Origin of the sequence: Bacillus sp. NPDC093026 (assembly GCF_044754665.1) — a bacterium.
Taxonomy (GTDB): Bacteria; Bacillota; Bacilli; order Bacillales; family Bacillaceae; genus Bacillus; species Bacillus maqinnsis.
Genome location: NZ_JBIVPN010000001.1, coordinates 310,002 through 333,946, shown reverse-complemented (window position 1 = coordinate 333,946; position 23,945 = coordinate 310,002). Strand labels below are relative to the sequence as shown.

Annotated in this window: 27 protein-coding genes; all 27 read left to right on the top strand. The window is 40.4% G+C overall.

The features are described from left to right. The first annotated feature begins 30 nt into the window (after nucleotides 1–30). From fliF to ACIQCE_RS01535, 27 genes are read left to right on the top strand one after another with little or no spacing between them, the layout of a single operon-like run. Nucleotides 31–1,620 carry a flagellar basal-body MS-ring/collar protein FliF gene (fliF, locus tag ACIQCE_RS01665; protein ID WP_400493327.1) on the top strand — a complete coding sequence of 530 codons (1,590 nt, stop codon included), beginning with the start codon at nucleotides 31–33 and terminating at the stop codon, nucleotides 1,618–1,620. Between the two features lie 11 nt (nucleotides 1,621–1,631). After that, a complete protein-coding gene (fliG, locus tag ACIQCE_RS01660; protein ID WP_353855758.1) occupies nucleotides 1,632–2,648 on the top strand; it encodes a flagellar motor switch protein FliG in 1,017 nt (338 codons plus the stop codon). Continuing rightward, nucleotides 2,641–3,396: a flagellar assembly protein FliH gene (fliH, locus tag ACIQCE_RS01655; protein ID WP_400493326.1), complete on the top strand. Its 756-nt coding sequence runs from the start codon at nucleotides 2,641–2,643 to the stop codon at nucleotides 3,394–3,396. The genes fliG and fliH overlap by 8 nt, the downstream gene beginning before the upstream one ends. After that, a complete protein-coding gene (gene fliI, locus ACIQCE_RS01650; RefSeq protein ID WP_400493325.1) occupies nucleotides 3,393–4,709 on the top strand; it encodes a flagellar protein export ATPase FliI in 1,317 nt (438 codons plus the stop codon). Before fliH ends, fliI begins: the two co-directional genes overlap by 4 nt. A gap of 8 nt (nucleotides 4,710–4,717) precedes the next feature. Continuing rightward, complete coding sequence (gene fliJ / locus ACIQCE_RS01645; RefSeq protein WP_353856554.1) at nucleotides 4,718–5,161, top strand: flagellar export protein FliJ; 444 nt, start codon at nucleotides 4,718–4,720, stop codon at nucleotides 5,159–5,161. Nucleotides 5,162–5,173: 12 nt separating this feature from the next. Next, nucleotides 5,174–5,842, top strand: a complete 669-nt coding sequence (locus ACIQCE_RS01640; protein ID WP_400493324.1) for a MotE family protein — start codon at nucleotides 5,174–5,176, stop codon at nucleotides 5,840–5,842. Beyond that, nucleotides 5,843–7,168: a flagellar hook-length control protein FliK gene (locus tag ACIQCE_RS01635; protein WP_400493323.1), complete on the top strand. Its 1,326-nt coding sequence runs from the start codon at nucleotides 5,843–5,845 to the stop codon at nucleotides 7,166–7,168. Further along, on the top strand, nucleotides 7,168–7,611 hold the full coding sequence (gene flgD / locus ACIQCE_RS01630; protein ID WP_400493322.1) for a flagellar hook assembly protein FlgD: 444 nt from the start codon (nucleotides 7,168–7,170) through the stop codon (nucleotides 7,609–7,611). The genes ACIQCE_RS01635 and flgD overlap by 1 nt, the downstream gene beginning before the upstream one ends. Nucleotides 7,612–7,634: 23 nt before the next feature. Then, entirely contained in the window at nucleotides 7,635–8,426 is a 792-nt protein-coding gene (flgG, locus tag ACIQCE_RS01625) for a flagellar basal body rod protein FlgG (RefSeq protein WP_400493321.1), read from the top strand. Nucleotides 8,427–8,463: 37 nt separating this feature from the next. Next, a complete protein-coding gene (gene swrD / locus ACIQCE_RS01620; RefSeq protein ID WP_353855751.1) occupies nucleotides 8,464–8,679 on the top strand; it encodes a swarming motility protein SwrD in 216 nt (71 codons plus the stop codon). Then, the gene (gene fliL, locus ACIQCE_RS01615; protein WP_353855750.1) at nucleotides 8,676–9,104 is read left to right on the top strand and encodes a flagellar basal body-associated protein FliL; all 429 of its coding nucleotides are present in this window, start codon (nucleotides 8,676–8,678) and stop codon (nucleotides 9,102–9,104) included. The genes swrD and fliL overlap by 4 nt, the downstream gene beginning before the upstream one ends. Before the next feature lie 32 nt (nucleotides 9,105–9,136). Next, the gene (fliM, locus tag ACIQCE_RS01610; RefSeq protein WP_400493320.1) at nucleotides 9,137–10,135 is read left to right on the top strand and encodes a flagellar motor switch protein FliM; all 999 of its coding nucleotides are present in this window, start codon (nucleotides 9,137–9,139) and stop codon (nucleotides 10,133–10,135) included. Then, entirely contained in the window at nucleotides 10,125–11,246 is a 1,122-nt protein-coding gene (fliY, locus tag ACIQCE_RS01605; RefSeq protein WP_400493319.1) for a flagellar motor switch phosphatase FliY, read from the top strand. Before fliM ends, fliY begins: the two co-directional genes overlap by 11 nt. A gap of 27 nt (nucleotides 11,247–11,273) precedes the next feature. Beyond that, complete coding sequence (gene cheY / locus ACIQCE_RS01600; RefSeq protein WP_353855747.1) at nucleotides 11,274–11,636, top strand: chemotaxis protein CheY; 363 nt, start codon at nucleotides 11,274–11,276, stop codon at nucleotides 11,634–11,636. Between the two features lie 16 nt (nucleotides 11,637–11,652). Then, nucleotides 11,653–12,312 (top strand): flagella biosynthesis regulatory protein FliZ, encoded by a 660-nt coding sequence (gene fliZ / locus ACIQCE_RS01595; RefSeq protein ID WP_400493318.1) that lies wholly within the window; start codon nucleotides 11,653–11,655, stop codon nucleotides 12,310–12,312. Further along, nucleotides 12,309–12,974 (top strand): flagellar type III secretion system pore protein FliP, encoded by a 666-nt coding sequence (gene fliP / locus ACIQCE_RS01590; protein WP_400493317.1) that lies wholly within the window; start codon nucleotides 12,309–12,311, stop codon nucleotides 12,972–12,974. Before fliZ ends, fliP begins: the two co-directional genes overlap by 4 nt. A gap of 16 nt (nucleotides 12,975–12,990) precedes the next feature. Next, nucleotides 12,991–13,260: a flagellar biosynthesis protein FliQ gene (gene fliQ, locus ACIQCE_RS01585; protein ID WP_003211206.1), complete on the top strand. Its 270-nt coding sequence runs from the start codon at nucleotides 12,991–12,993 to the stop codon at nucleotides 13,258–13,260. A 3-nt stretch (nucleotides 13,261–13,263) separates the two neighbouring features. Beyond that, nucleotides 13,264–14,046, top strand: a complete 783-nt coding sequence (fliR, locus tag ACIQCE_RS01580; protein WP_353855745.1) for a flagellar biosynthetic protein FliR — start codon at nucleotides 13,264–13,266, stop codon at nucleotides 14,044–14,046. Further along, nucleotides 14,043–15,131 (top strand): flagellar biosynthesis protein FlhB, encoded by a 1,089-nt coding sequence (flhB, locus tag ACIQCE_RS01575; RefSeq protein WP_353855744.1) that lies wholly within the window; start codon nucleotides 14,043–14,045, stop codon nucleotides 15,129–15,131. Before fliR ends, flhB begins: the two co-directional genes overlap by 4 nt. A gap of 28 nt (nucleotides 15,132–15,159) precedes the next feature. Beyond that, nucleotides 15,160–17,196: a flagellar biosynthesis protein FlhA gene (gene flhA / locus ACIQCE_RS01570; protein WP_400493316.1), complete on the top strand. Its 2,037-nt coding sequence runs from the start codon at nucleotides 15,160–15,162 to the stop codon at nucleotides 17,194–17,196. Beyond that, nucleotides 17,193–18,308 (top strand): flagellar biosynthesis GTPase FlhF, encoded by a 1,116-nt coding sequence (gene flhF / locus ACIQCE_RS01565; RefSeq protein WP_400493315.1) that lies wholly within the window; start codon nucleotides 17,193–17,195, stop codon nucleotides 18,306–18,308. The genes flhA and flhF overlap by 4 nt, the downstream gene beginning before the upstream one ends. Beyond that, nucleotides 18,305–19,210: a MinD/ParA family protein gene (locus ACIQCE_RS01560; RefSeq protein WP_400493314.1), complete on the top strand. Its 906-nt coding sequence runs from the start codon at nucleotides 18,305–18,307 to the stop codon at nucleotides 19,208–19,210. Before flhF ends, ACIQCE_RS01560 begins: the two co-directional genes overlap by 4 nt. Then, entirely contained in the window at nucleotides 19,207–20,280 is a 1,074-nt protein-coding gene (locus tag ACIQCE_RS01555; RefSeq protein ID WP_400493313.1) for a protein-glutamate methylesterase/protein-glutamine glutaminase, read from the top strand. Before ACIQCE_RS01560 ends, ACIQCE_RS01555 begins: the two co-directional genes overlap by 4 nt. 5 nt (nucleotides 20,281–20,285) lie before the next feature. After that, entirely contained in the window at nucleotides 20,286–22,316 is a 2,031-nt protein-coding gene (locus ACIQCE_RS01550; protein ID WP_400493312.1) for a chemotaxis protein CheW, read from the top strand. 24 nt (nucleotides 22,317–22,340) lie between these two features. Then, complete coding sequence (locus tag ACIQCE_RS01545; RefSeq protein WP_400493311.1) at nucleotides 22,341–22,799, top strand: chemotaxis protein CheW; 459 nt, start codon at nucleotides 22,341–22,343, stop codon at nucleotides 22,797–22,799. Nucleotides 22,800–22,811: 12 nt separating this feature from the next. Then, nucleotides 22,812–23,438, top strand: a complete 627-nt coding sequence (locus ACIQCE_RS01540) for a chemotaxis protein CheC (RefSeq protein ID WP_353855737.1) — start codon at nucleotides 22,812–22,814, stop codon at nucleotides 23,436–23,438. After that, complete coding sequence (locus ACIQCE_RS01535) at nucleotides 23,438–23,938, top strand: chemotaxis protein CheD (protein ID WP_400493310.1); 501 nt, start codon at nucleotides 23,438–23,440, stop codon at nucleotides 23,936–23,938. The genes ACIQCE_RS01540 and ACIQCE_RS01535 overlap by 1 nt, the downstream gene beginning before the upstream one ends. Nucleotides 23,939–23,945 lie beyond the last annotated feature (7 nt).

The following is a 23,945-nucleotide window of genomic DNA, read 5'->3' as shown; positions in this document are numbered from 1 at the left end:
TAAGACTGAATGGAATGACCGGGGGTTAAGATGAATCGTACTTTAAAGCAATTAAGAACAAAAATAGTTGAGTTTTGGCGAAATCGATCAAAATTACAAAAAATACTCATGATTGGCGGCGTTGCTGCCCTAGCAATCATTATTACGGTTGTTAGCATCTTTGCTTCTTCTGAAAAAATGGTTCCATTGTTTAGAGATTTGTCTGCTGAAGAAGCAGGGCAAATTAAACAGGAGCTTGATGGCAAAAACGTGAAATCGGAACTTGCAAACAATGGAACAACAATTCTAGTTCCAGAGAAGCAAGCAGACTCTTTAAAAGTGACACTTGCAGCAGAAGGGCTTCCTAAGACAGGAAGTATCGATTATTCCTTCTTTGCAAACAATTCGGGCTTCGGTTTAACAGATAATGAATTTGATGTTCTGAAAGTAGACGCGACTCAAACAGAACTAACCAATCTGATCAACACGATTGATGGGATTAAAGATTCAAAGGTGATGATTAACCTGCCAAAAGATTCCGTTTTTGTTGGAGAAGAGCAAAGTAATGCATCAGCATCAATTGTGTTGCAAGTTCAGCCTGGCTACACGCTTACTCAGCAACAAGTAAAAGGCCTTTATCATCTTATTTCAAAAAGTGTGCCAAATTTAAAAACAGAAAACATTGTCATTATGGACCAAGATTCAAACTACTACGACTTAAACAGCAGTTCCGATTCCTATGCAAGTGGAATGGATGCACAGCAGCAGAAAAAAGAAGAGATTGAAAAAAATCTTCAAAGGAAAATTCAACAACTACTAGGAACAATGATGGGTCAAGATAAAGTAGCCGTATCGGTCACAACGGACATTGACTTTACTGAAGAAAAAAGAAAAGAAGACCTTGTAGAACCAGTTGATAAAGAAAACATGCAAGGTATCGCTGTCAGTGCTGAAAAGATTGCTGAAACATATTCAGGCAATGGGGCAGCAGCTGGAGGGACAGCTGGAACAGGCGATGATGATGTCACAAATTATCAAGGTGCTGATGGAGCAAATGGAAGCGGAGATTACGAAAAGAGCGAAAATCGTATCAATTATGAAGTAAATCGCATTCATAAAGATATTAAAGAAAGTCCTTATAAAATAAGAGATATTGGCATTCAAGCATTGGTTGAACCGCCAACAGCAAATGATGCCAACTCTTTAACATCTGAAAGACAAGATGATATTAAAAAAATCCTTTCAACGATCATTAGTACATCAATTGACAAAGAATACACAAATGGTCAAGCGCTCACTCAAGATGATTTAGATAACAAAATCGTTTTATCCGTATCAAAATTAGATGGTAAACAGCAAACAGAAGGCGATAACCCATCAAACAATATTCCGATCTGGATTTATATTGTAGGCGGTGTGCTACTACTTGCAATCATCGCTCTCATTATTCTTCTTGTGCGTAAACGCAGAAAAGAAGACGACGAATTTGATCTTGATGAACGTACACCCATTCATGTTCCTGATATCGATACTGAACCAGAAACAGAAGAAATGGTGAGAAAACATCAGCTTGAAAAAATGGCAAAAGAAAAACCAGAAGACTTTGCTAAATTGCTACGCAGCTGGCTGTCCGAGGATTAGGAGGAATACACATGTCGAGAAAAGATACAAATCGACTAACAGGCAGACAAAAAGCAGCAATCCTAATGATTTCCTTAGGGCTAGACGTGTCAGCATCTGTATACAAACATCTGTCTGAAGACGAAATAGAAAAGTTAACATTAGAAATTTCCAATATACGAAGTGTAGATACTGGTAAAAAAGATGAGGTCATCGAAGAATTTCACAATATTGCCATCGCACAGGACTATATATCTCAAGGCGGTCTTATGTATGCAAGACAAGTACTTGAAAAAGCGCTTGGTGAGGACAAAGCGGATAGTATCTTAAACCGATTGACATCCTCTCTTCAAGTAAAGCCATTTGATTTTGCACGAAAGGCTGACCCAGAGCAAATCTTAAACTTTATACAGCAGGAGCATCCACAAACCATTGCGCTCATTCTTTCTTACTTAGATCCAGTTCAGGCTGGGCAAATCCTTTCTGAATTAGATGAGGAAGTACAAACAGAGGTTGCGAGAAGAATTGCCTTAATGGATCGAACGTCTCCAGAGATCATCAATGAAGTAGAACGTATCCTTGAACAAAAACTTTCTTCAACTTTTACGCAAGACTACACGCAAACAGGTGGAGTCGAAGCCGTTGTTGAGGTGTTAAATGGTGTAGATCGTGCAACAGAGAAAACCATTTTAGATACACTTGAAATTCAAGATCCTGAACTTGCTGATGAAATCAAGAAACGTATGTTTGTCTTTGAAGACATTGTCACCCTTGATAGCAGAGCGATTCAGCGCGTGATCAGAGATGTTGAAAATGATGACTTGTTACTTGCTCTCAAAGTGGCAAGTGAAGAAGTCAAAGAAATTGTCTTCAGCAATATGTCTCAACGAATGGTCGAAACGTTCAAAGAAGAAATGGAGTTTATGGGACCTGTTCGGCTTAGAGATGTGGAGGAAGCACAAACACGTATTGTCAGCATTGTAAGAAGACTTGAAGAAGCTGGAGAAATCGTCATAGCTCGAGGTGGAGGAGACGATATCATTGTCTAGGATTATCAAATATGAAACATCTGTTATTCCTGAGCAAGGCCGGCAAACAATTCCTTTGCAGCAAGTGGAGTTTAAACGAGGACATCACGGAAAAGATCCGGTCAACGAAACGCAACCGACTCTAAATGATGCTGAAGATCAAGCGAGCCGTATTTTAGAAGAAGCAAACAGAAAATTAGAACAGACAATGGTCGAAATCAAACAGCGTCGAGCCGACTTTGAAGCTGAAAGATTACAGTTAGTTGAAGAAGCAAAACAAGCAGGTTATCAAGAAGGCTTTCAAAAGGGAGAAGCAGATGCCAAAGTGCAGTATCAATCTATTCTTGATCAAGGAAATAACATTGTCAGACTTGCTAAACAAGATTACGAAGCAAAAATTGAAAGCTCTGCTGAAAAAATTATTGAACTCGCCTTCCAACTCGCCAAACGAGTCTGGTATGCAACTGAGGACAGTAAAGATCAATTTTTTGCCCTCGTGAAGCAGGTAATGTCAGAAGTGAAAGAATATGACGACATTTCCATCTATGTAGACCCTGATAATTATGAACATGTTATGAATCATAAAGATGAATTGATCAGAATTCTTCAAAAGGATACACACCTCGCCATTTACACGGATGAAAAAGCGCCAAAGGGAACTTGTTATGTAGAAACAAGCTTTGGAAAAGTTGAAGCGAGTGTCGATACACAAATGAATCAGTTGAAAGAAAAATTATTAGAAGTCATTGATTCAGGTGACCACAAATGAACATGGATGTATTAAAAGAAGCGATTGAAACAGCCGATCCCTACAAGCGGTTTGGTAAAGTCAATCGAGTTGTTGGGCTAATGATCGAATCAAAGGGACCAGAAAGTTCGATTGGAGATGTTTGTCTCATCCATAAAAAAGGGAGTCAACATCATCCTATTAAAGCAGAAGTCGTCGGTTTTAGGGATGAGAACATTTTGCTCATGCCTTATGTTGAAGCATCTAATATCTCACCAGGAAGTTTAGTCGAAGCGACAGGTGAGTCATTAAAGGTAAAAGTGGGCACTGGGTTAATTGGTGAAGTGATTGATGCATTCGGACATCCGCTAGATGGCAGTATGCTTCCAAAAGGGCTTGCACCTGTTTCAACAGATCAATCTCCTCCGAATCCAATGGACCGACCGCCTATTAGAGAAAAAATGGGCGTTGGTGTGAGAGTGATCGACAGCCTTTTAACTGTTGGCACTGGACAGAGAATTGGGATCTTTGCAGGAAGCGGTGTTGGGAAAAGTACATTAATGGGTATGATTGCAAAGCAGACAGAAGCTGACTTAAATGTCATCGCACTTGTAGGAGAGCGTGGACGTGAGGTTCGTGAGTTTATCGAAAAGGATTTGGGTTCTGAAGGTCTAAAGCGATCTATTGTTGTTGTAGCAACCTCTGATCAGCCCGCACTGACGAGAATGAAGGCCGCTTTTACAGCGACTGCAATTGCAGAGTATTTCAGAGATAAAGGCAAAAATGTCATGTTTATGATGGACTCTGTCACGAGGGTAGCAATGGCACAAAGGGAAATAGGACTTGCAACTGGTGAGCCGCCTACAACAAAAGGTTATACACCTTCAGTGTTCGCTATACTGCCAAAATTGCTTGAAAGAACTGGGACGAATCAGCTTGGTTCCATTACAGCCTTTTACACGGTACTAGTTGATGGCGACGATATGAATGAACCGATTGCAGATACAGTCAGGGGCATTCTAGATGGTCATATTGTGCTTGATCGGGCTTTAGCTAACAAAGGCCAATTCCCTGCTGTGAATATTCTGAAAAGCATCAGCCGTGTCATGAGTAATATTGCAAGTCATGATCACAAGGAAGCAGCTAATCGGTTCCGCCAGCTTTTATCCACTTATCAAAACGCTGAGGACCTCATTAACATTGGAGCATACAAAAAAGGCTCCTCTAAGGATATTGATGAGGCCATGCAGGCTTATCCCCATCTGATTTCTTTTTTGAAGCAAGATGTAGAAGAGGCCGTATCTCTTGAAGACAGTGTGAATTTGTTGCTCAGTTTGATGAATAGAGAGGGTTGACAAAAACAGTGAAATATCAATTTAAATTTCAAAAACTCTTAGAACTGAAAGAAAGTGAAAAAGACAAGTCACTCGCAGCGTATCAACAATCCGTTTCGGCATTTGAACAAGTCGCTGAAAAACTCTATGAAAATATGAGTAAAAAGGAGCTTATGGAAAAAAGCAAAGAAGAAAAGCTGAGAAGCGGAATGAGTGTTCAAGAAATGCGTCACTATCAGCAATTTGTGACCAATTTAGATAACACGATTCATCATTATCAGCAACTAGTGATCATGAAACGTCATCAAATGAATGAAAAACAATCAGATTTAACGGAAAAAAACATTGAGTTTAAAAAGTTTGAAATAATGAAAGAAAAGCAATTCGAAAAGTTTTCCCTTGAACATAAGGCAAAAGAAATGAAAGAAATGGATGATATCTCTATTAGCCAATTCATGTTTCAAGGACACTAGGAGTCGAGATGAATGCCTAAGAAGGAAAAAGTGAAGGAATCAGGCAGCGGTAAATTTCAATGGATCTTGTTTATTGTCATCATCCCACTGATCGTGCTCGTTATTGTGACTGGCACTATCCTTTATATTGCTGGTTTTGATCTAAAGAAACCGCTCCAAAACATTCCAGTCATTAACAGCTTGGTTGATTCAGATGACAGCTCAAAATCGTCATCTTCAAATAATGATCAGAGTGAAGCAGAGTTGAAAGCATTGAAGAAGACCATTCAAGAGCAAAAGAATGAACTCGAAATTGCACAAAAAGACTTAAAAACAAGTGATGAAGAGATTAAAAGACTTAATCAGAAAATCAAATCACTTGAAAAAACATCTGAAAACTCAACAGACGAAACGTCAAACAACAGTTCATCAGATAATAACTCAACAAGCACGACCTCTGATACGGCATCATCTAATCAAAAGCCAAAAGGGAAGATTGCCAGCATTTATGAAAGCATGGATGCAGGGAAATCTGCAAAGATTCTATCAGAACTAAGTGATAAAGAGGCTTTGAAGATTCTTGAAGAGTTAAGTAAAAATAAGCTGACAGAAATTTTAGCGAAATTGACACCTCAGAAGGCAGCGACGTTTACAAAGGAGCTAGCCAAAAAGGAAGAAAGTGAAAATGGGGGTGGACAATAAGTGAAACTACTGGATATAGGGGCATTACAGCAACCTTCTCAGAGCCTTTCCGGACTTAAAGGAGGCGATGTGAAATCAGTAAGCGGGTTGTTTAAGCAGTTGCTTGGGGGCGCAAGTGCTCCAAGCAGCCAAGTCGATTCACAGCCAGCGGGAACCCTTCTTTCAATTGATGATGCGATGCAAATCATTGAAAAATGGATGCAATCACCTGAAGATGGCATTGATGGCGATCTACTCCAAGCACTACAAGCTTTGCAAGGTCAAAAGCTTGGTCAATCTGATCTTCAGTCATTAGACGCTTTATTTCAAAAAATGGAATCATCCATATATGGTGATCAAGATAACAAACCAGTAGCTGCACACGGAGAACAGCTCATACAAGTCCACTTTTTCTTATATCAATTGATCAACCAGCAGCCGCTCAAGTTTGATGCAAAGCTTGTGCAGGATATTCAAGATAAAGGTCAGGATTTCATCCATTTTCTTTCAAAAAACGGTGCAGATGAGAAGATCATTCAGCAGGTAAAAGAGCAGTTTTTCTCGCAAGGCTCAGCCTCAAAGCTAAGCGAAATGTCGCAAAGTGAGCTGAAACAGTTCAACCAATTAATTGACCATATGATGGCAAGTGCAAAAGGATCTGACAAAGAGTGGAAAATTTCTCTAGGGGAGTTAAAAGAAATGCTCTCTCCACGAAATGAAGTTCCCCTCACGTCTCCATCAAAAAGTGCTGCATCACTCGAATGGTTCATCAAAAAAGAAGGGGTAAAAGGACAAAATGCCGCTTCACCTGCTTCTTCTGAAAAGATACCTATCCAAACGCTTTTATCAGGACATAAGCAGTTTTTCCAATTGCAATCTGCTTCTCCGGTTCAGCAGACGCAACTAACTGATGAAAAACCTAGTACGGTTGATCAGCAAATTTTAAACACATGGAAACAAATGAAGTTTACTCCATTCGGAAACTCAAGTGGACGCTTTACAGTTCGATTAAACCCAGAAAATCTTGGGTTTATCACCATTCAACTAACGAAACAAAATGGTGTATATGCGAGTAAAATCACAGCCTCAACACAAGCAGCGAAAGAGCTGTTAGAACATCATCTGCCGCAACTAAAGCAGGCACTTCCGAATATGTCGGTTCAAGTTGACCGATTTCATGTACCGCTGCAATCAAATGAACAGCCGTTATTCGGACAGTTTAGTGAAGAAAACAAGCACCAGCAGCCAAAAGAACAAGATCCGAAGAAGTCTGATGAACAGGATGCAGAATTCCAAGACGTTTTAGATGCGCTTGTTCTATCAGACAAAGAAGGGGAGGAGATATAATGGCAACTGTTGATTCTACACTTAGAACAGCCGCAACAACGGACACTTCTTCAAGTGCAGCGAAGAAAACAGACACGCTTGGCCGAGACCAGTTTTTAAAAATATTGCTTACGCAGCTTCAAAACCAAGATCCAACCAATCCGATAGATGACCGTGAGTTTGTCACTCAGCTCGCTACATTTTCTTCGTTAGAACAGCAAATGAATATGAACGAATCAATTGGTCAGCTCAATAAAGTCATGTCCACATTTGTTGCACATCAAGATCCATTTACAACGTATGTAGGCTGGATTGGAAAAGAAGTAATCGGCAAAAAAGATGACAAAGAAATTTCAGGCACTGTGAAATCTGTTAAAAACATAAACAACGAGTACTTCCTAGTTCTTGATGATGGAACAAAAGTCAGTCCTTGGGATGTTACAACTGTTGGAGAAAAATCGTAAGGTTAAATCGAGGAGGAAAACAAATGTTACGCTCACTTTACTCAGGAATTAGTGGAATGAAAAACTTCCAAACAAAATTAGATATCGTGTCCAATAACGTGGCCAACGTCAATACTCACGGATATAAAAAAAGCCGTATTACATTTAAAGATATGGTGAGTCAAACTGTTGCTAGCTCTGGTGGAGCTACAAATAACTCAGGGTCTATTAACTCAAAGCAGATCGGTCTTGGATCATCTCTTTCATCCATTGATAAGATCATGAAACCAGGTTCCGCACAAAACACAGATGATCCATATGACTTCTATATCAACGGAGATGGATTTTTCCGTATTGAAAAACAAGGAGAAGTTCTTTACACAAGAACGGGAAACTTCAAGCCTGATTCAGAAGGTAATTTAGTTACACCTGATGGAAACTATCTACTTGGCATGAATGGACAAAAAATTACCATTCCTAGCGGTGCTTCAAGTGTCAGTGTTGGTCCAGATGGAACGATTTCGGTTGTGCAAAACAATGTTTCACAAAAAGTTGGCCAAGTGTCACTTGTATCGTTCAGTAATGCAGCAGGATTAGACAAAGTCGGTGACAACCTATACCGCCAAACGTTAAGTTCAGGTGCACCAAGTAATGCGATTGTGCCGGGTGAACAAGGGACAGGTGAACTTCAAACAGGAAGACTTGAAATGTCAAATGTTGACTTAACAGACGAATTTACAGAAATGATTATCGCCCAGCGTGGATTCCAATCAAATGCAAAGACGATTACGACATCTGATGAAATTCTGCAGGAGCTTGTGAATCTGAAACGATAGGAGGTAGGGGGAGCGTTTTATCGCTTCTCTGCTTAACATGATAGAAGTGACAAGATTAAATGGCAAAGGATTTATGATCAACGCTCTCCATATTGAGCAAATCGAAAGCTTCCCAGATACGACAATTACATTATCCAATGGAAAGAAATTTGTCGTGAAAGAAGACGAGACAGAGCTCAAAGAGAAAATCATCTCTTTCTACAGAAAAATCCAAGTCATTTCATTGAATCAAGGAATAGAGGAGTTTGAATGAAGAAGAAATTAGTCGTAGTAATGCTCATCATGATTATTGCCATTGTCGGAATTGGAGCAGGTATCTTTTTCTTGCTTAACGGGTCAGGCGAAGCCAAAGCAAAAAAAGAGCCTACAGCAGATGAAGTCGTAAAAGCTTCTGTTGAAATTCCTGAAATCATTACAAACTTAAAGTCTGAAGGAAATGCTGTCAAAATTGTATTAAATATTGAAACAGACTCCGAAAAAGCAAAAGAAGAGCTTGAAAAACGAAACTTTCAAGTAAAAGATGCAGTTATCGACATTTTATCAGACACGAGTGCTGATGAAATTGATGGCAAAAAAGGAAGAGAACATTTTAAAACACAAGTCAAAAATAGAGTGAACAACTATTTGCAAGATGGCAAGGTGAAAGAAGTTTATATAACCTCCTTTAATCTGCAATAGAGGCGATTAATTGACACAATGGAGGTGAAGAAATGTCAGGAGAAGTGCTTTCCCAGAATGAGATCGATGCATTATTGTCCGCCATATCTACAGGGGAAATGGATGCAGAAGAGCTGAAAAAAGAAGAAACAATGAAAAAAGTGAAGGTGTATGACTTTAAACGTGCACTGCGTTTTTCAAAAGATCAAATTCGTAGTTTAACGAGGATTCACGATAACTTCGCTAGGCTGCTCACCACTCACTTTTCAGCACAGCTAAGATCATATATTCAAATTTCTGTGAGTTCTGTTGACCAAGTACCTTACGAAGAATTTATTCGTTCAATTCCTAATATGACCTTATTAAACTTATTTTACGTAAGCCCGCTTGAAGGAAAAATCATGCTTGAAGTGAACCCAACAATTGGCTATGCCATGATGGACAGGCTAATGGGCGGGATTGGCATTAGTCATAATAAAACAGATTCACTTACAGAAATCGAAACAAAGATTATCTCAAACATGTTTGAGGGGGCTTTGGATAATTACAGAGAAGCGTGGCAGTCCATAACCGACATCGAGCCAGAAATGGCTGATTTCGAGGTGAATCCCCAGTTTGTTCAAATGGTTTCTCCGAATGAAACAGTTGTCGTCATTTCCCTGAATACGCAAATTGGTGAGGTAAGTGGGGTTATCAACTTATGTATTCCTCACGTCGTATTAGAGCCTATCATTCCGAAGCTGTCGTTTCATTACTGGATGCAGTCTGATCGAAATGAACCGAAACAAGAAGAAACAAAGGCCATTGAACAACGGATTATGACGGCAAAAATTCCAGTAGTCGCTGAACTTGGGCGATCGGAAATGACGGTGGAAGAGTTTTTGAATTTGGAAATTGGTGATTGTATTACCTTGGACAAACCAGTTAATGCGCCTCTTACTGTTATGGTCGGAAATAAACCGAAATTCTTGGGACAGGCCGGCCGCGTGAATCGGAAACAGGCGATTCAAATTCTAGATCACGACATAAGAGGTGAAGAAGATGGAGAATAACGGAAGTAAATTAACTCAAGATGAAATCGATGCGCTCCTAAAGGGAGGCAACAACGAAGAAATAGAGCCTGAAACAGTCCTTTCTGCAATGGAACAAGATGCCATTGGAGAAATCGGAAATATCTCTTTTGGTAGCTCTGCAACAGCACTTTCAACACTACTAAGTCAAAAAGTGGAGATTACAACTCCAACGGTCACAGTGATTCAGAAAAGCAAGTTGAACGAGGAGTTTCCTCATCCATATGTAGCAATTGAAGTGAACTATACAGAAGGTTTTAGTGCTAGTAACCTGCTTGTCATTAAACAAACAGATGCTGCAGTCATTGCCGACTTAATGATGGGCGGAGATGGAACGAACGCTGATCCTTCTTTGAGTGAAATTCACTTAAGTGCGGTACAAGAAGCAATGAACCAAATGATGGGTTCTGCTGCGACATCCATGTCTACTGTCTTTAATAAGAAAATTGATATTTCGCCGCCGCGAGTTGAATTACTGGATGTGAAAGAAGGAGAAGGCACAGACCGGATTCCTGCTGAAGAATTGCTTGTCAAAGTGTCCTTCAGATTAACGATAGGTGAACTCATAGATTCTAATATTATGCAACTGTACCCTATTACGTTTGCAAAGGATTTAATTGCAGAATTAACAGGTCCGGCGCAAGAAGAAGTGATGCAAGCGGCACCGCAAAGCGCACCTAAACCGGAGCAGGTAGCGCCGCAAACTCAGTCTGCTCCAGTGCAACAAGCAGCACCGCCAAAAAGACAGGCGAAACCAAAGCCGGCCGAACCAGTAAATGTCGCCCCAGTAGAATTTGAAGAGTTCAGTGAGCCTCAGCACACAACGAACCAGCTAGGAAATCTCGATATGCTGATGGATATTCCACTTTCAATCACTGTCGAGCTTGGAAGAACGCAGCGCAGTGTGAAAGAAGTGTTGGAGCTTTCCGCTGGAAGTATCATTGAGCTAGACAAACTTGCGGGTGAGCCAGTAGACATTTTGATTAATAAACGAATTGTGGCCAAAGGTGAAGTTGTTGTCATTGATGAGAACTTCGGTGTTCGTGTAACAGATATTTTAAGTCAGTCAGAAAGAATTTCTAATTTAAAATAAACAAACATATAGGGAGAGAATTTGTAAATGGCTATTAAGGTATTAATCGTAGATGATGCAGCTTTCATGAGAATGATGATTAAGGATATTCTTGTGAAAAACGGATTTGATGTAGTAGGAGAAGCAGAAAACGGAGCGCAAGCTGTTGAAAAATATAAAGAAATGTCCCCAGATCTTGTGACAATGGATATCACAATGCCTGAAATGGATGGTATTACAGCATTGAAAGAAATCAAACAAATCGATCCTTCTGCAAAGATCATCATGTGCTCTGCTATGGGGCAGCAGTCCATGGTTATTGATGCCATTCAAGCAGGTGCAAAAGACTTTATCGTGAAGCCGTTCCAAGCAGACCGTGTACTTGAAGCAATTAATAAAACGTTAGGCTAAAAAGGGGTAAGACTTGTTGAAAAAACGTTTGATATGTATAGCAATGATCAGTTTTATGCTTTTCTTCTTGACAGTGAAACCTGCTTTCCTTTTCGCTGAAACGAAAGATCCTGAAAATGGCACAGTGAATGAATGGATCAAAGAAGAGAAAGAGAGCAAAAAGGATACAGAAAAGAAAACCACTGACAATCAAACGAATCCGGCAGAAGAAGTTCCCTCTTCTTCTGTCTCCATTATGGATGTTGTCAAAATGATTGGTGCCTTACTTTTTGTCATCCTGCTTATTTATGGACTGGTGAGATTTGTTGGTAAGCAAAACCGCTTACTCAAACCATTTCGTTATGTTGAAAATATTGGCGGAACCACGGTTGGTCAAAATCGTTCAGTTCAGCTCATTAAAGTAGGCAAAAGAGTATTAGTTGTCGGCGTAGCAGACTCAATTCAGTTGCTAAAAGAAATTGATGATGAACAAGAATGTGAAGCGATTGTGAAACAATACGAAAAAGCAATGGAAAGCAAGACCGATTTGCCCAAAATCGTTTCAAAATTCACTTCACAGGTGAAGGGAAATGAAAAGCCAATCACTTCTTCTTTTTCAGCCAATTTAAAGGCGCAGCTAGCCGAATTGAAAAAGACCCAATCAGAAGTCAGAAAGAAAGGCCCGAAACAAAAATGAATGAGTTTATCGATTTATTTAATTCCAGCGGTGCAGGGAATATTAGCACTTCTGTTCGTCTTCTTTTACTTTTGACCGTATTTTCAGTTGCACCAGGCATTCTCATTTTAATGACATGCTTTACCCGGATCGTGATTGTTCTTTCGTTCGTCAGAACATCGCTTGCGACCAACTCAATGCCGCCGAACCAAGTACTCGTCGGACTTGCTTTGTTTCTTACATTTTTTATTATGGCTCCAACGTTCTCGCAGATTAATAAGGAAGCTTTAACACCGCTTTTAAATGATGATATTACCTTAAATCAGGCGTATGAAAAAGCTGAAGTACCCATAAAAGAGTTCATGAGTAAACATACGAGACAGAAAGATTTGGCTTTATTTCTTCATTACGCAAAAATGGATACACCTAAATCCATTAAAGAGATTCCTTTAACGGCGATGGTCCCAGCTTTTGCTATTTCAGAATTGAAGACGGCCTTTCAAATTGGTTTTATGATCTTTATTCCATTTTTAATTATTGACATGGTGGTCGCAAGTGTCCTGATGTCAATGGGAATGATGATGCTTCCGCCGGTTATGATATCGCTCCCTTTCAAAATATTGTTATTTGTTTTAGTAGATGGATGGTATTTAATTGTTAAATCTTTGTTACAAAGTTTTTAGAGTAGGTGCTTAAAACATGAGTTCAGAATTTGTCATTACAATGGCTGAAAGATCAGTGTATGTTGTATTGCTTGTCAGTGGGCCGCTTCTTGCGCTCGCATTAATTGTGGGACTGATTGTCAGTGTGTTTCAGGCAACAACCCAAATTCAAGAACAGACGCTTGCGTTCATTCCTAAGATTGTTGCAGTTCTCATTGGACTTGTTGTGTTTGGTCCTTGGATGCTTTCAACAATTGTTTCTTTTACGACAGAGCTGTTCTCGAATTTAGATCGATTTGCAGGTTAATAGATGATGTCAATCATAGAATTATTCCCTGCTTTTCTCCTTGTTTTTATTCGGATTACCGCTTTTTTTGTGACAGTACCGCTTTTAGCGCATAGAACGATACCAGTGGTTCACCGGGTCGGGTTCTCGATCTTTTTGGCAGTCATTAGTTTTAGCACGATCAAAGAACCGCCTGCACTCGATATAGATGGCTTATATATGATGCTAGCTGTAAAAGAAGCAATGGTGGGACTTCTACTTGGACTGATTGCGTATCTCATGGTTTCGGCAGTTCAAATTGCAGGTTCATTCATTGATTTTCAGATGGGCTTTGCGATTGCAAATATTATTGATCCGCAAACGGGTGCGCAAACACCGCTTATGGGACAGTTTTTTTATACGGTGACCCTTTTACTCATGCTAGCGACAAATGCACATCATCTGTTACTTGATGGCATTTATTACAGTTTTCAATATATTGCGCTTGATCAGTACGCACTGAATTTCGGGAGTGAATCCTTTGCTTATTTTATCGCAAAGAGCTTTAATCAAATGTTTATCATTGCCTTTCAAATTTCAGCACCTGTTGTGGCAAGTTTATTTTTAGTCGATCTTGCTTTAGGGATTGTGGCTCGTACAGTTCCGCAAATGAATGTATTTGTTGTCGGGCTTCCTATTAAGATGGGCGTGAGTTTTATGATGATCATCATCTGTATGGGCGTTATATTCGGTGTTGTGCAAAATACATTTGACACCATTGTGCTCACTATGAGGAATTTCTTAGCATTGGTCGGTGGTTCGTCATGATGACAAGGCTCAGACTGGATTTGCAATTTTTCGCAGGTGAGAAAACGGAAAAAGCAACGCCTAAAAAAAGACGAGATTCACGAAAAAAAGGGCAAGTTGCCAAAAGTGCCGATGTCAACACAGCCATTTCACTTCTATTCACCTTTTTATCATTCTTTTTTATTGGGCCTTTTATGAAAGAGCGTATCATTGCGCTCATTGAACGTTTTTATTCAACAACGATGCTAATGAAGGTTAGCATAACTAATATTCAACAATTATTCATAGAATTGCTTCAAGAAACAGGCCTCCTTCTCATGCCGATTCTTGGTGTTGGTTTGCTGGCAGGTGTAATCAGTAACTATTTGCAAGTGGGGTTTCTCTTTTCGACAGAAGTCATTCAACCGAAATTAGAAAAGCTTGATCCCATTAAAGGATTTAAACGAATATATAGTATTCGAGCACTCGTAGAGCTATTAAAATCCATTTTAAAAATTGGCTTTGTTGGCTTTGTGACATTTTTAGCGCTTTGGATGCACTTTGACGAAATAATGCGGCTACCTCTATTAACTGCTGAGGAAACTCTTCATTTTGTCGCCAATATGACCTTAACGATGGGCTTATATGCAGCGGGTGCACTTCTCATCCTAGCAGGGCTTGATTACATGTATCAGAAATTTGATTACGAAAAAAACTTACGGATGTCAAAACAAGACATCAAAGATGAATATAAAAAATCAGAGGGTGACCCGCTCATTAAATCAAAAATGAAACAGCGCCAACGGGAAATGGCCATGAGGCGGATGATGCAGGAAGTCCCAAAAGCGGACGTCATCATTACAAACCCGACCCACTATGCAATTGCCCTTAAATATGACGAAGAAAAAATGGATGCGCCTTTTGTTGTGGCAAAAGGAACAGATATTTTGGCTTTAAAAATTAGAACCATTGCAAAAGAGCACAATGTCATGACCATAGAGAATCGGCCGCTTGCCCGTGCGCTATACGATCAAGTCGATATCGACCAAGCGGTGCCGGAAGAATACTTTAAGGCGATCGCAGAAATTTTAGCTTACGTATATAAAACGAAACAAAAGATTTTATGAATTTTTGGTTTTAAAGGAGAGAACAGGCATGGCAGCAAGAGATTTATCTGTTTTATTCAGTGTTATTTTAATCGTGGCGATGCTAGTCATACCGTTTCCGCCCATTCTATTAAGTATTTTAATCATTATTAATATTTCTCTTGCGCTTATCGTGCTTCTCACCACAATGAACATGCAAGAACCGCTGCAATTTTCGATTTTTCCATCATTGCTTTTACTCTTAACACTATTTCGCTTAGGGCTTAACATCTCAACAACACGTTCTATCTTGTCAACAGGAGATGCTGGAAAGGTTGTAGAAACGTTTGGTTCATTTGTTGTTGGAGGAAATATACTCGTTGGTCTCGTCGTGTTCTTTATACTGATCATCATTCAGTTTATTGTCATTACAAAAGGAGCCGAGCGTGTATCAGAAGTTGCTGCAAGGTTTACGCTTGATGCGATGCCAGGTAAACAAATGAGTATTGATGCAGATTTAAATGCAGGGATGCTGACAGAAAGCGAAGCAAGAACTCGTCGTGAAAAAGTAGCGAGAGAGGCAGATTTTTATGGCGCAATGGACGGTGCAAGTAAGTTCGTCAAAGGGGATGCCATCGCTGGTATTATCATCGTCATTATCAATATTATTTTTGGAATCATTATTGGCATGCTTCAGCAAGGAATGTCGATTCAAGAATCCGCTTCCCACTTCACGCTTTTAACGGTAGGGGATGGAATCGTTTCTCAAATTCCTGCACTCCTCATTTCAACTGCGACAGGGATTGTCGTCACAAGAGCTGCCTCTAACGGAAACCTTGGTTCAGATATCACTAAACAGCTCTTTGCTTTCCCGGCAATGCTTTACGTCACAGCAGGCACGATCTTCCTTCTTGGTTTGTTTACTCCTATTGGCATACTTTTGACAGGACCGATTGCAGGTTTACTCGCACTCGGGGCATACATGATGTCGAAAAACAAACAAGATCAAGAAGAGATCGAAGAAGTGCTTGAGGAACAAGCAGAGGTAGAAGAGATGAAAAGTCCAGAGAGTGTCATTCATCTCCTACAAATGGATGCTATTGAATTTGAATTTGGTTACGGACTGATCCCGCTTGCTGATGCGAATCAGGGCGGCGATCTTTTAGATCGAATTGTGATGATCCGAAGGCAGCTTGCTCTCGAATTAGGTCTTGTCATTCCGGTTGTGCGAATTAGAGACAACATTGCTCTTAACCCAAATGAATACCGGTTAAAAATTAAAGGAAATGAAGTGGCAAAGGGTGAGTTGTTGCTCGATCATTATTTAGCGATGTCACCAACTCCTGATGATGACCCAATTGAAGGAATCGAAACAATCGAACCATCATTTGGTTTACCGGCAAAATGGATATCAGAATCAGAAAAAGATCAAGCCGAAATGCTTGGCTATACAGTGGTTGATCCTGCATCTGTTGTGTCTACTCACATCACAGAGAAGATCAGGCAGAATACACACGAACTGTTAGGTCGCCAAGAAACAAAGCAATTAATTGATCATTTAAAAGAAAGTTATCCTGTGCTGGTAGATGAGGTGACACCAAACCCGCTTGCAGTCGGCGACATCCAAAAAGTGCTTGCGAAGCTGCTTAAAGAGAAGGTATCTATTCGAAACCTTGTCACCATTTTTGAGACTCTCGCAGACTATGGAAAATTAACTACTGACACAGATTTATTAACAGAGTATGTCAGACAGGCACTGGCAAGGCAGATTACTGCACAATACGCGAAGGAGAATGAGTCATTGAAAGTCGTTACTTGCTCAGGACGAGTGGAAAAGGTCATTGCAGACAGCGTTCAGCAAACAGAGCATGGAAACTACTTATCATTAGACCCTGAATCCTCTGAAAGTGTGATTCAATCGGTGGCTAGAGAAATTGAACAGTTTTCGCTTCGCCAAGAAACGCCAGTTCTCTTATGCTCACCTCCTATTAGAATGTACGTCAAGCAATTGTTAGAAAGATATTTCCCTGATTTACCGGTACTATCATATAACGAACTAGAAGCAAATGTGGAAGTACAGAGCATCGGAGTGGTGGATATCACATGAAAATGAAAAAAATTACAGCGAATTCTATGCAAGAGGCAACCAACCTAATTCGGCAACAGCTAGGAAAAGATGCCGTCATTTTAAACTCGAAAACAGTTGTCAAACGCAAGCTATTTGGATTAAAAAAACAGCAAATGGTAGAAGTGATTGCGGTGCTTGATCAAGATTTTGAAGAAAGAGCAAACCAAGGGTCGAAGCAAATGCCTATAGCTCCGGCTTTGCCGAAGAAAGAACAGATCACAGAACAAGCGAAGCAAAAGACTCACATAGCTAATGAAATCAAGACTGCTTTCCCAGCTACTCAGCCAATTGACTATACGCGAAATGAACGACATGTTGGTCTCCTGCCTGATTCTTTCATAGCAATTGATCAAAAGCTAAAAGATCAAGGTCTTGACGATGGGATTCGGGATCAATGTCTGAAAGGACTTTTAACAAGAGGTGCTGTCAAGGAAGACGAAATTGAAAAAGAACTTGAAATGCTGTTAACTGATATGCTGCCAGCTAACACCTCTAATGAACCGACAATTCGCTTGAAATACATTGTTTTGTTCGGTTCAACTGGAGCAGGCAAAACAACAACGATTGCTAAGCTTGCAGCTAAAACAGCGATCCAGCAACAAAAGAAAATAGCCTTTATGACAACAGATACGTACCGAATCGCGGCGATCGAACAACTCAAAACATATGCAGAGCTACTGCAGGCACCGCTTGAGGTTTGCTATTCAAGAGAGGATTTTGTGAAAGCGCAGCAGACCCTTAAGGAATATGATCATATTTTCGTCGATACAGCCGGTCGTAATTTTAAAGAAGAAGCGTATATCAAAGAGCTGATCGACATTATTCCATTTGACGAAAGCATTCAAAGTTTTCTAGTAATGAGTGCGACATCGAAGTATCAGGACATGAAAGCAATGGTGAAACGATTTGAACGTGTTCCAATTGATCAATTCATTTTTACGAAAGTGGATGAAACTGACGCGATGGGGACGATCTTTCAAATCATGGCAGATACACAAATTGGTCTTGGCTTTTTAACAAATGGTCAAAATGTGCCTGAAGATATTCTAGAAAGCTCTCCCCTTGATTTAACAAGGATGGTATTAAAATGATGACCCCAGACCAAGCGGAAGGTTTAAGAAGACTCGTTCAGCAAAGTCAAAAGATGGCACCAGCACCCTTGTCTTCAAGCGGACAGGCGAAAACCATTGCCATCATGAGTGGAAAAGGCGGCGTTGGTAAATCGAATTTGACGCTTAATATGGCATTGGCTATCGCCAAAGCAGGCAAACGGGTCTTGGTTATTGATCTTGATATTGGGATGGGCAATATTGATATTTTACTAGGCAAAACGACGACAAACTCTATACTAGATGTTCTGTTAAGAAAGAGACCCTTTAAAACAGCCATCACAAAAGGAACCGAAAATTTTTATTACATTTCTGGTGGAAGCGGACTTGAACAGTTGTTTTCGTTAGATACAGATCAGTGGTCATTCTTTCTTAAGGAGATGGAACAGATGGTGCGAGACTTCGATTGTATATTCTTTGATATGGGTGCAGGATTATCAAAAGACCAACTGCCTTTTGTATTATCTGCAGGCGAAGTGGTGGTCGTCACTACTCCTGAACCGACGTCCATTATGGATGCATACAGTGCGATTAAACATCTAGCCATCAACCAATTTGAACAGTCTGTTCAAATCATTGTCAACCGGTGCAAAACGTCATCAGAAGGGTCTGAAACATACCGGAAACTAGCTGGAGTGGTATCGGCATATCTTCACAGAAAGCTCGTGTTTGCAGGGGCTGTCCCAGATGATCCAGCTGTATCAAATGCAGTAGCTGAACAGATCCCTTTTTATATCAAGCAGCCGCATTCAAGACTAAGTAAAACCATTAAATTGCTGGCAGATACACTTTATCATCAGCAGGTGAGAGAGGCACGGAGAGAGCAGCATACATTTATAGATAAGTTGTCCTCTTTTTTTAAAAGGAGGAAGATGGACTCATGATTAGAGTGCTTGTAGTAGATGATTCGGCCTTTATGCGAAAGCTTATTAGTGATTTCCTAAATGCCGAGCAAGAAATAGAAGTCGTTGGAACGGCGCGCAATGGGGAAGACGCCTTAAAACGGATCAAGGAACTAAATCCAGATGTGGTCACATTAGATGTTGAAATGCCTGTTTTAAACGGCACAGAAGCATTAAAACAAATTCTGGCTGAACACGACCTTGCCGTCATTATGGTGTCAAGCCAGACAAAACAAGGGAAAGATTTAACCATCCAATGCTTAGAAATCGGTGCGTTTGACTTTGTCACAAAGCCTTCAGGCAGTATTTCTCTTGATTTACACAAGGTACGAGGACAAATTGTAGAGCGGGTACTTGCGGCAGGGCTGTTAAGAAAGCGCAGTGAAGTCAAAGTCTCACCTAAGCCAGTCATCAAACTGCCAAGTCCAATAACTGCCCCTCGCGTGCAAGAGATAGGAAGCGGGTCACTCCGAAAGATTATCTCAATCGGAACTTCTACTGGGGGACCAAGGGCCCTTCAAAGAGTAGTGACAAAGCTCCCGAAGGACATTGAGGCACCCATTTTGATTGTGCAACATATGCCGGCAGGATTTACAGCATCACTTGCTACGAGGTTAGACCATTTATCACAAATTACAATTAAAGAAGCTGAAGATGGAGATATCGCTAAAAATGGGGTGGCCTACATAGCTCCTGGTGGAATGAATATGTCACTTCATGAACAGGGGACATCTTTAGTCATTAAACTGTCTCCAGAAGACACTAACAGCCGGCACAAACCTTCTGTTAACTATTTATTTGAATCCATCAGCAACATAAAAGGTTACGAGAAAATTGCTGTCATTATGACAGGCATGGGGAGTGACGGTACGGAAGGTGTTAAGAAAATGGTCGCAAGCGGTCATACAAAAGTCATTGCAGAAAAAGAAGAATCATGTGTTGTTTTTGGAATGCCTAAATCAGTCATTAAAGCAGGGCTTGCACATGAAACAAGGCATGTAGATGATATCGCACATGCCATTATAAGCTCCATGAAAAAAGAGAGGGCGTGAACACGTTGGATGTAAACCAATACTTAGACATCTTTTTAGATGAAAGCAGAGAGCACTTACAAACTTGTAATGAAAAACTTCTTGAATTAGAAAAAAATCCTACTGACTTGCAGCTAGTGAATGATATATTCAGAGCGGCTCATACATTGAAAGGCATGAGCGCAACAATGGGCTTTGATGATATGGCCCAATTAACGCATCACTTAGAAAACATGTTTGATGCCATTCGTAACGAACAAATGGTTGTCACTCCTGAATCAATGGACACCATGTTTGAGGCGCTTGATCACCTTGACGCAATGGTCCAATCCATTGCAGAAGGTGGAGACGGAAAACGTGATGTTACAGAGATTAGTAAAAAGCTAGATGTGACAGGAAGTCATGCAGAGGTAGCACCTACTGTTGAGGCAGCTCATGTATCAAGTAAAGCTCCAAGCGACTTACATTACAACGAGTTTGAACGAACGGTACTTGATGAAGCAAGAGAACAAGGTTTCAAATGCTATGAACTGATGGTTACATTAAGCGACGCATGCTTACTAAAAGCAGTTCGTGTATATATGATTTTTGAAAGACTGAATGAAGCAGGCGAGGTTGTCAAATCTGTCCCGAATGCAGAACTTTTAGAATCAGAAGATTTCGAATCTGAATTCAGCATTTCTTATTTATCAAAGCAGCCAATCGAAGAAGTAAGAAAAATTGTGACTTCGATCTCCGAGGTTGAACACGTTGAGATCTCTGAAGTCCCTACTTTTAAAGAAACTGCACCGGCTGAGAAGCAAAAAGAAAAGCCTGAACAGAAAAAAGAAAAAAATTCTGTACCAGCTTCAAAACTGCCAGCAAACGAAGCATCAAAGTCCAATGGCAGTCATGGTGCATCAGCTGGCGGTACGAAAACAATTCGTGTAAACATTGATCGACTCGATTCTTTAATGAACCTATTTGAAGAACTAGTCATTGATCGAGGGCGCTTAGAACAGATTGCAAAAGAGCTTGAAAACAATGAACTCACAGATACAGTGGAAAGAATGACGCGTATTTCCGGCGATCTACAGTCTATTATTTTAAACATGAGAATGGTGCCTGTAGAAACAGTGTTTAACCGATTCCCGCGCATGATCCGTCAATTGACAAAAGAGCTGAATAAGAAAATTGAGCTCATCATTGAAGGAGCTGAGACGGAGCTTGATCGAACAGTGATCGACGAGATTGGCGATCCGCTCTTACATTTACTCAGAAACAGTCTAGATCATGGGATTGAATCACCAGAAGAACGTGTGAAAAAAGGCAAGCCTGAAAAAGGAACTGTCTTATTAAAGGCTTATCATAGTGGTAACCACGTCTTTATTGAAGTAGAAGATGATGGTGGTGGGATTAACCGTAAAAAGGTTCTTGAAAAGGCACTAGAGCGTGGTGTGATTACAGAAAGAGAAGCCGAATCTCTTGAAGATCATCAAATCGATTCTCTTATCTTTGCACCAGGATTCTCTACAGCCGATACGATTTCTGACATTTCAGGACGTGGTGTAGGGCTTGATGTAGTAAAGAACAAACTAGAATCATTAGGCGGTTCTGTGAGCATCAATTCAACAGAAGGACAAGGCTCTTTATTTTCTATCCAGTTACCATTGACTCTGTCAATTATTTCGGTCCTCCTTGTGAAACTTGAAGAAGAAACATTTGCGATTCCGATTTCTTCTATTATCGAAACGGCTGTGATTAAGAAAAGCGATATCCTTCAAACGCATGATCGGGAAGTCATTGATTTCCGCGGATTTATCGTACCAGTCGTGTATTTAAAGAAACAGTTCCACGTACCAAATGCGAAAGAATTAGAGGACGAACTGCACATCATCGTTGTCCGTAAAGGTGATAAACTAACAGCATTCGTTGTCGATTCATTTATCGGACAGCAAGAGGTTGTATTGAAATCATTAGGAGACTACCTGCCAAACGTATTTGCGATATCAGGCGCAACAATCTTAGGTGACGGTCAAGTTGCACTCATCGTTGACTGTAATGCACTAATTAAGTAAAAAACAATAGAGGAGCGGTCTGAAATGAGTACAGATATCAAAACTGGCGAAAAGATGATTGTGTTTGTCGTAAACAAAAAAGAATACGCCATTCCAGTATCAGAAGTAAAGTCCATTGAAAAGTGGCAACAGCCGACAAGAATTCCCGGTGTTGCTCCATATATTTGCGGTGTCATTAATCTACGCGGTGTTGTCACCCCAGTCATTGATTTAAGAGTAAGACTTGGCGCAACTGATCATGAGATCACTGACGAAACAAGAATGATCATTGTATCTGTTGGTGAAATTGAAGTCGGTTGGATTGTTGATGAGGCAAATGATGTCATTACTGTTTATCAGGAAGAGGTAGAATCCTCTCCAGATTCTGAAAAAGATGGACAATCGTGGGTGACAGGGATTATTAAGCATGATCAGCGTCTATTTAATATCATTCATGCTGGTGCTGTTCTCGACAATAGTATCCAAGGTGCACCTGTTCATTAAGGGGGATGTGACATGAACATTTTCAGTGAAATGAGAGATGAGCAGCTAGATGTTTTAAGAGAAGTTGGGAATATAGGGGCAGGCCATGCAGCGTCTGCTCTTGCAAACCTATTAAATCGCAAAATAGATATGGCTGTTCCTTTTGTTAAAGTTCTCTCGTTTGAAGAATTAATGGATTTCTTTGGCGGGGCAGATCTTCCAGTTGCAAGCATCTTTCTTCGAATGGAAGGAGATTTATCCGGCTCGATCTATTTCATTATGCCTTTTGAGCAGGCTGAGCAATTTGTCAGAGAGCTTGTGCAAGAGCCAGCATTTGATATTGATACCATCCATGAACATGTGCTAGGAACATCAGCGCTGCACGAGTTAGGAAATATTTTAGCAGGCTCATATTTATCAGCCCTTGCCGATTTAACCAAGCTACAGCTTTATCCGAGTGTGCCTGATGTCACACTTGATATGTTTGGTGCTGTCATAAGTGAAGGCTTAATGCAGCTAAGTCCTCTCGGAGATCAGGCGATTGTCATTGATACATCTATATACGATGATCAAAATAAGCAAGAGCTGAAAGGAAATATGTTTTTATTACCAGACTTTGAATCGTTTGACAAGCTGTTCAAAGCATTAGGTAACCTATGATGAACGTGCAAACTCCGACAGTTGTAAAGGTTGGTATTGCGGATGTTCAACTTGTGAAAACACCAGATCGAATTCGTACATCTGGTCTTGGATCTTGCGTGGGACTTGTGCTGTTTGATCAAGAGAAAAAACTAGCTGGTCTTGTTCACATCATGCTTCCAGATTCATCGCTTGCAAAAGGAAAGGTCGATAATCTGGCCAAGTATGCTGATACAGGTGTTAAGCATACAGTGGACTTGCTCTTAAAAGAAGGAGCACGCAAACATGCGCTAAAGGCGAAATTGGCAGGAGGCGCTGAGATGTTTAAATTTAAATCTACCAATGATCTGATGAGAATTGGACCTAGAAACGTATCAGCCGTTAAAAAACATCTGTCTCTTTATCATATCCCGATCATCAGTGAGGACACGGGCGGGAACAGCGGTCGTACGATTGAATTCGATCCGCTGACAACTGAATTAGAAATCCGCACTGTAAAGCAAGGCATTCAGAAGATATAACTAAGGA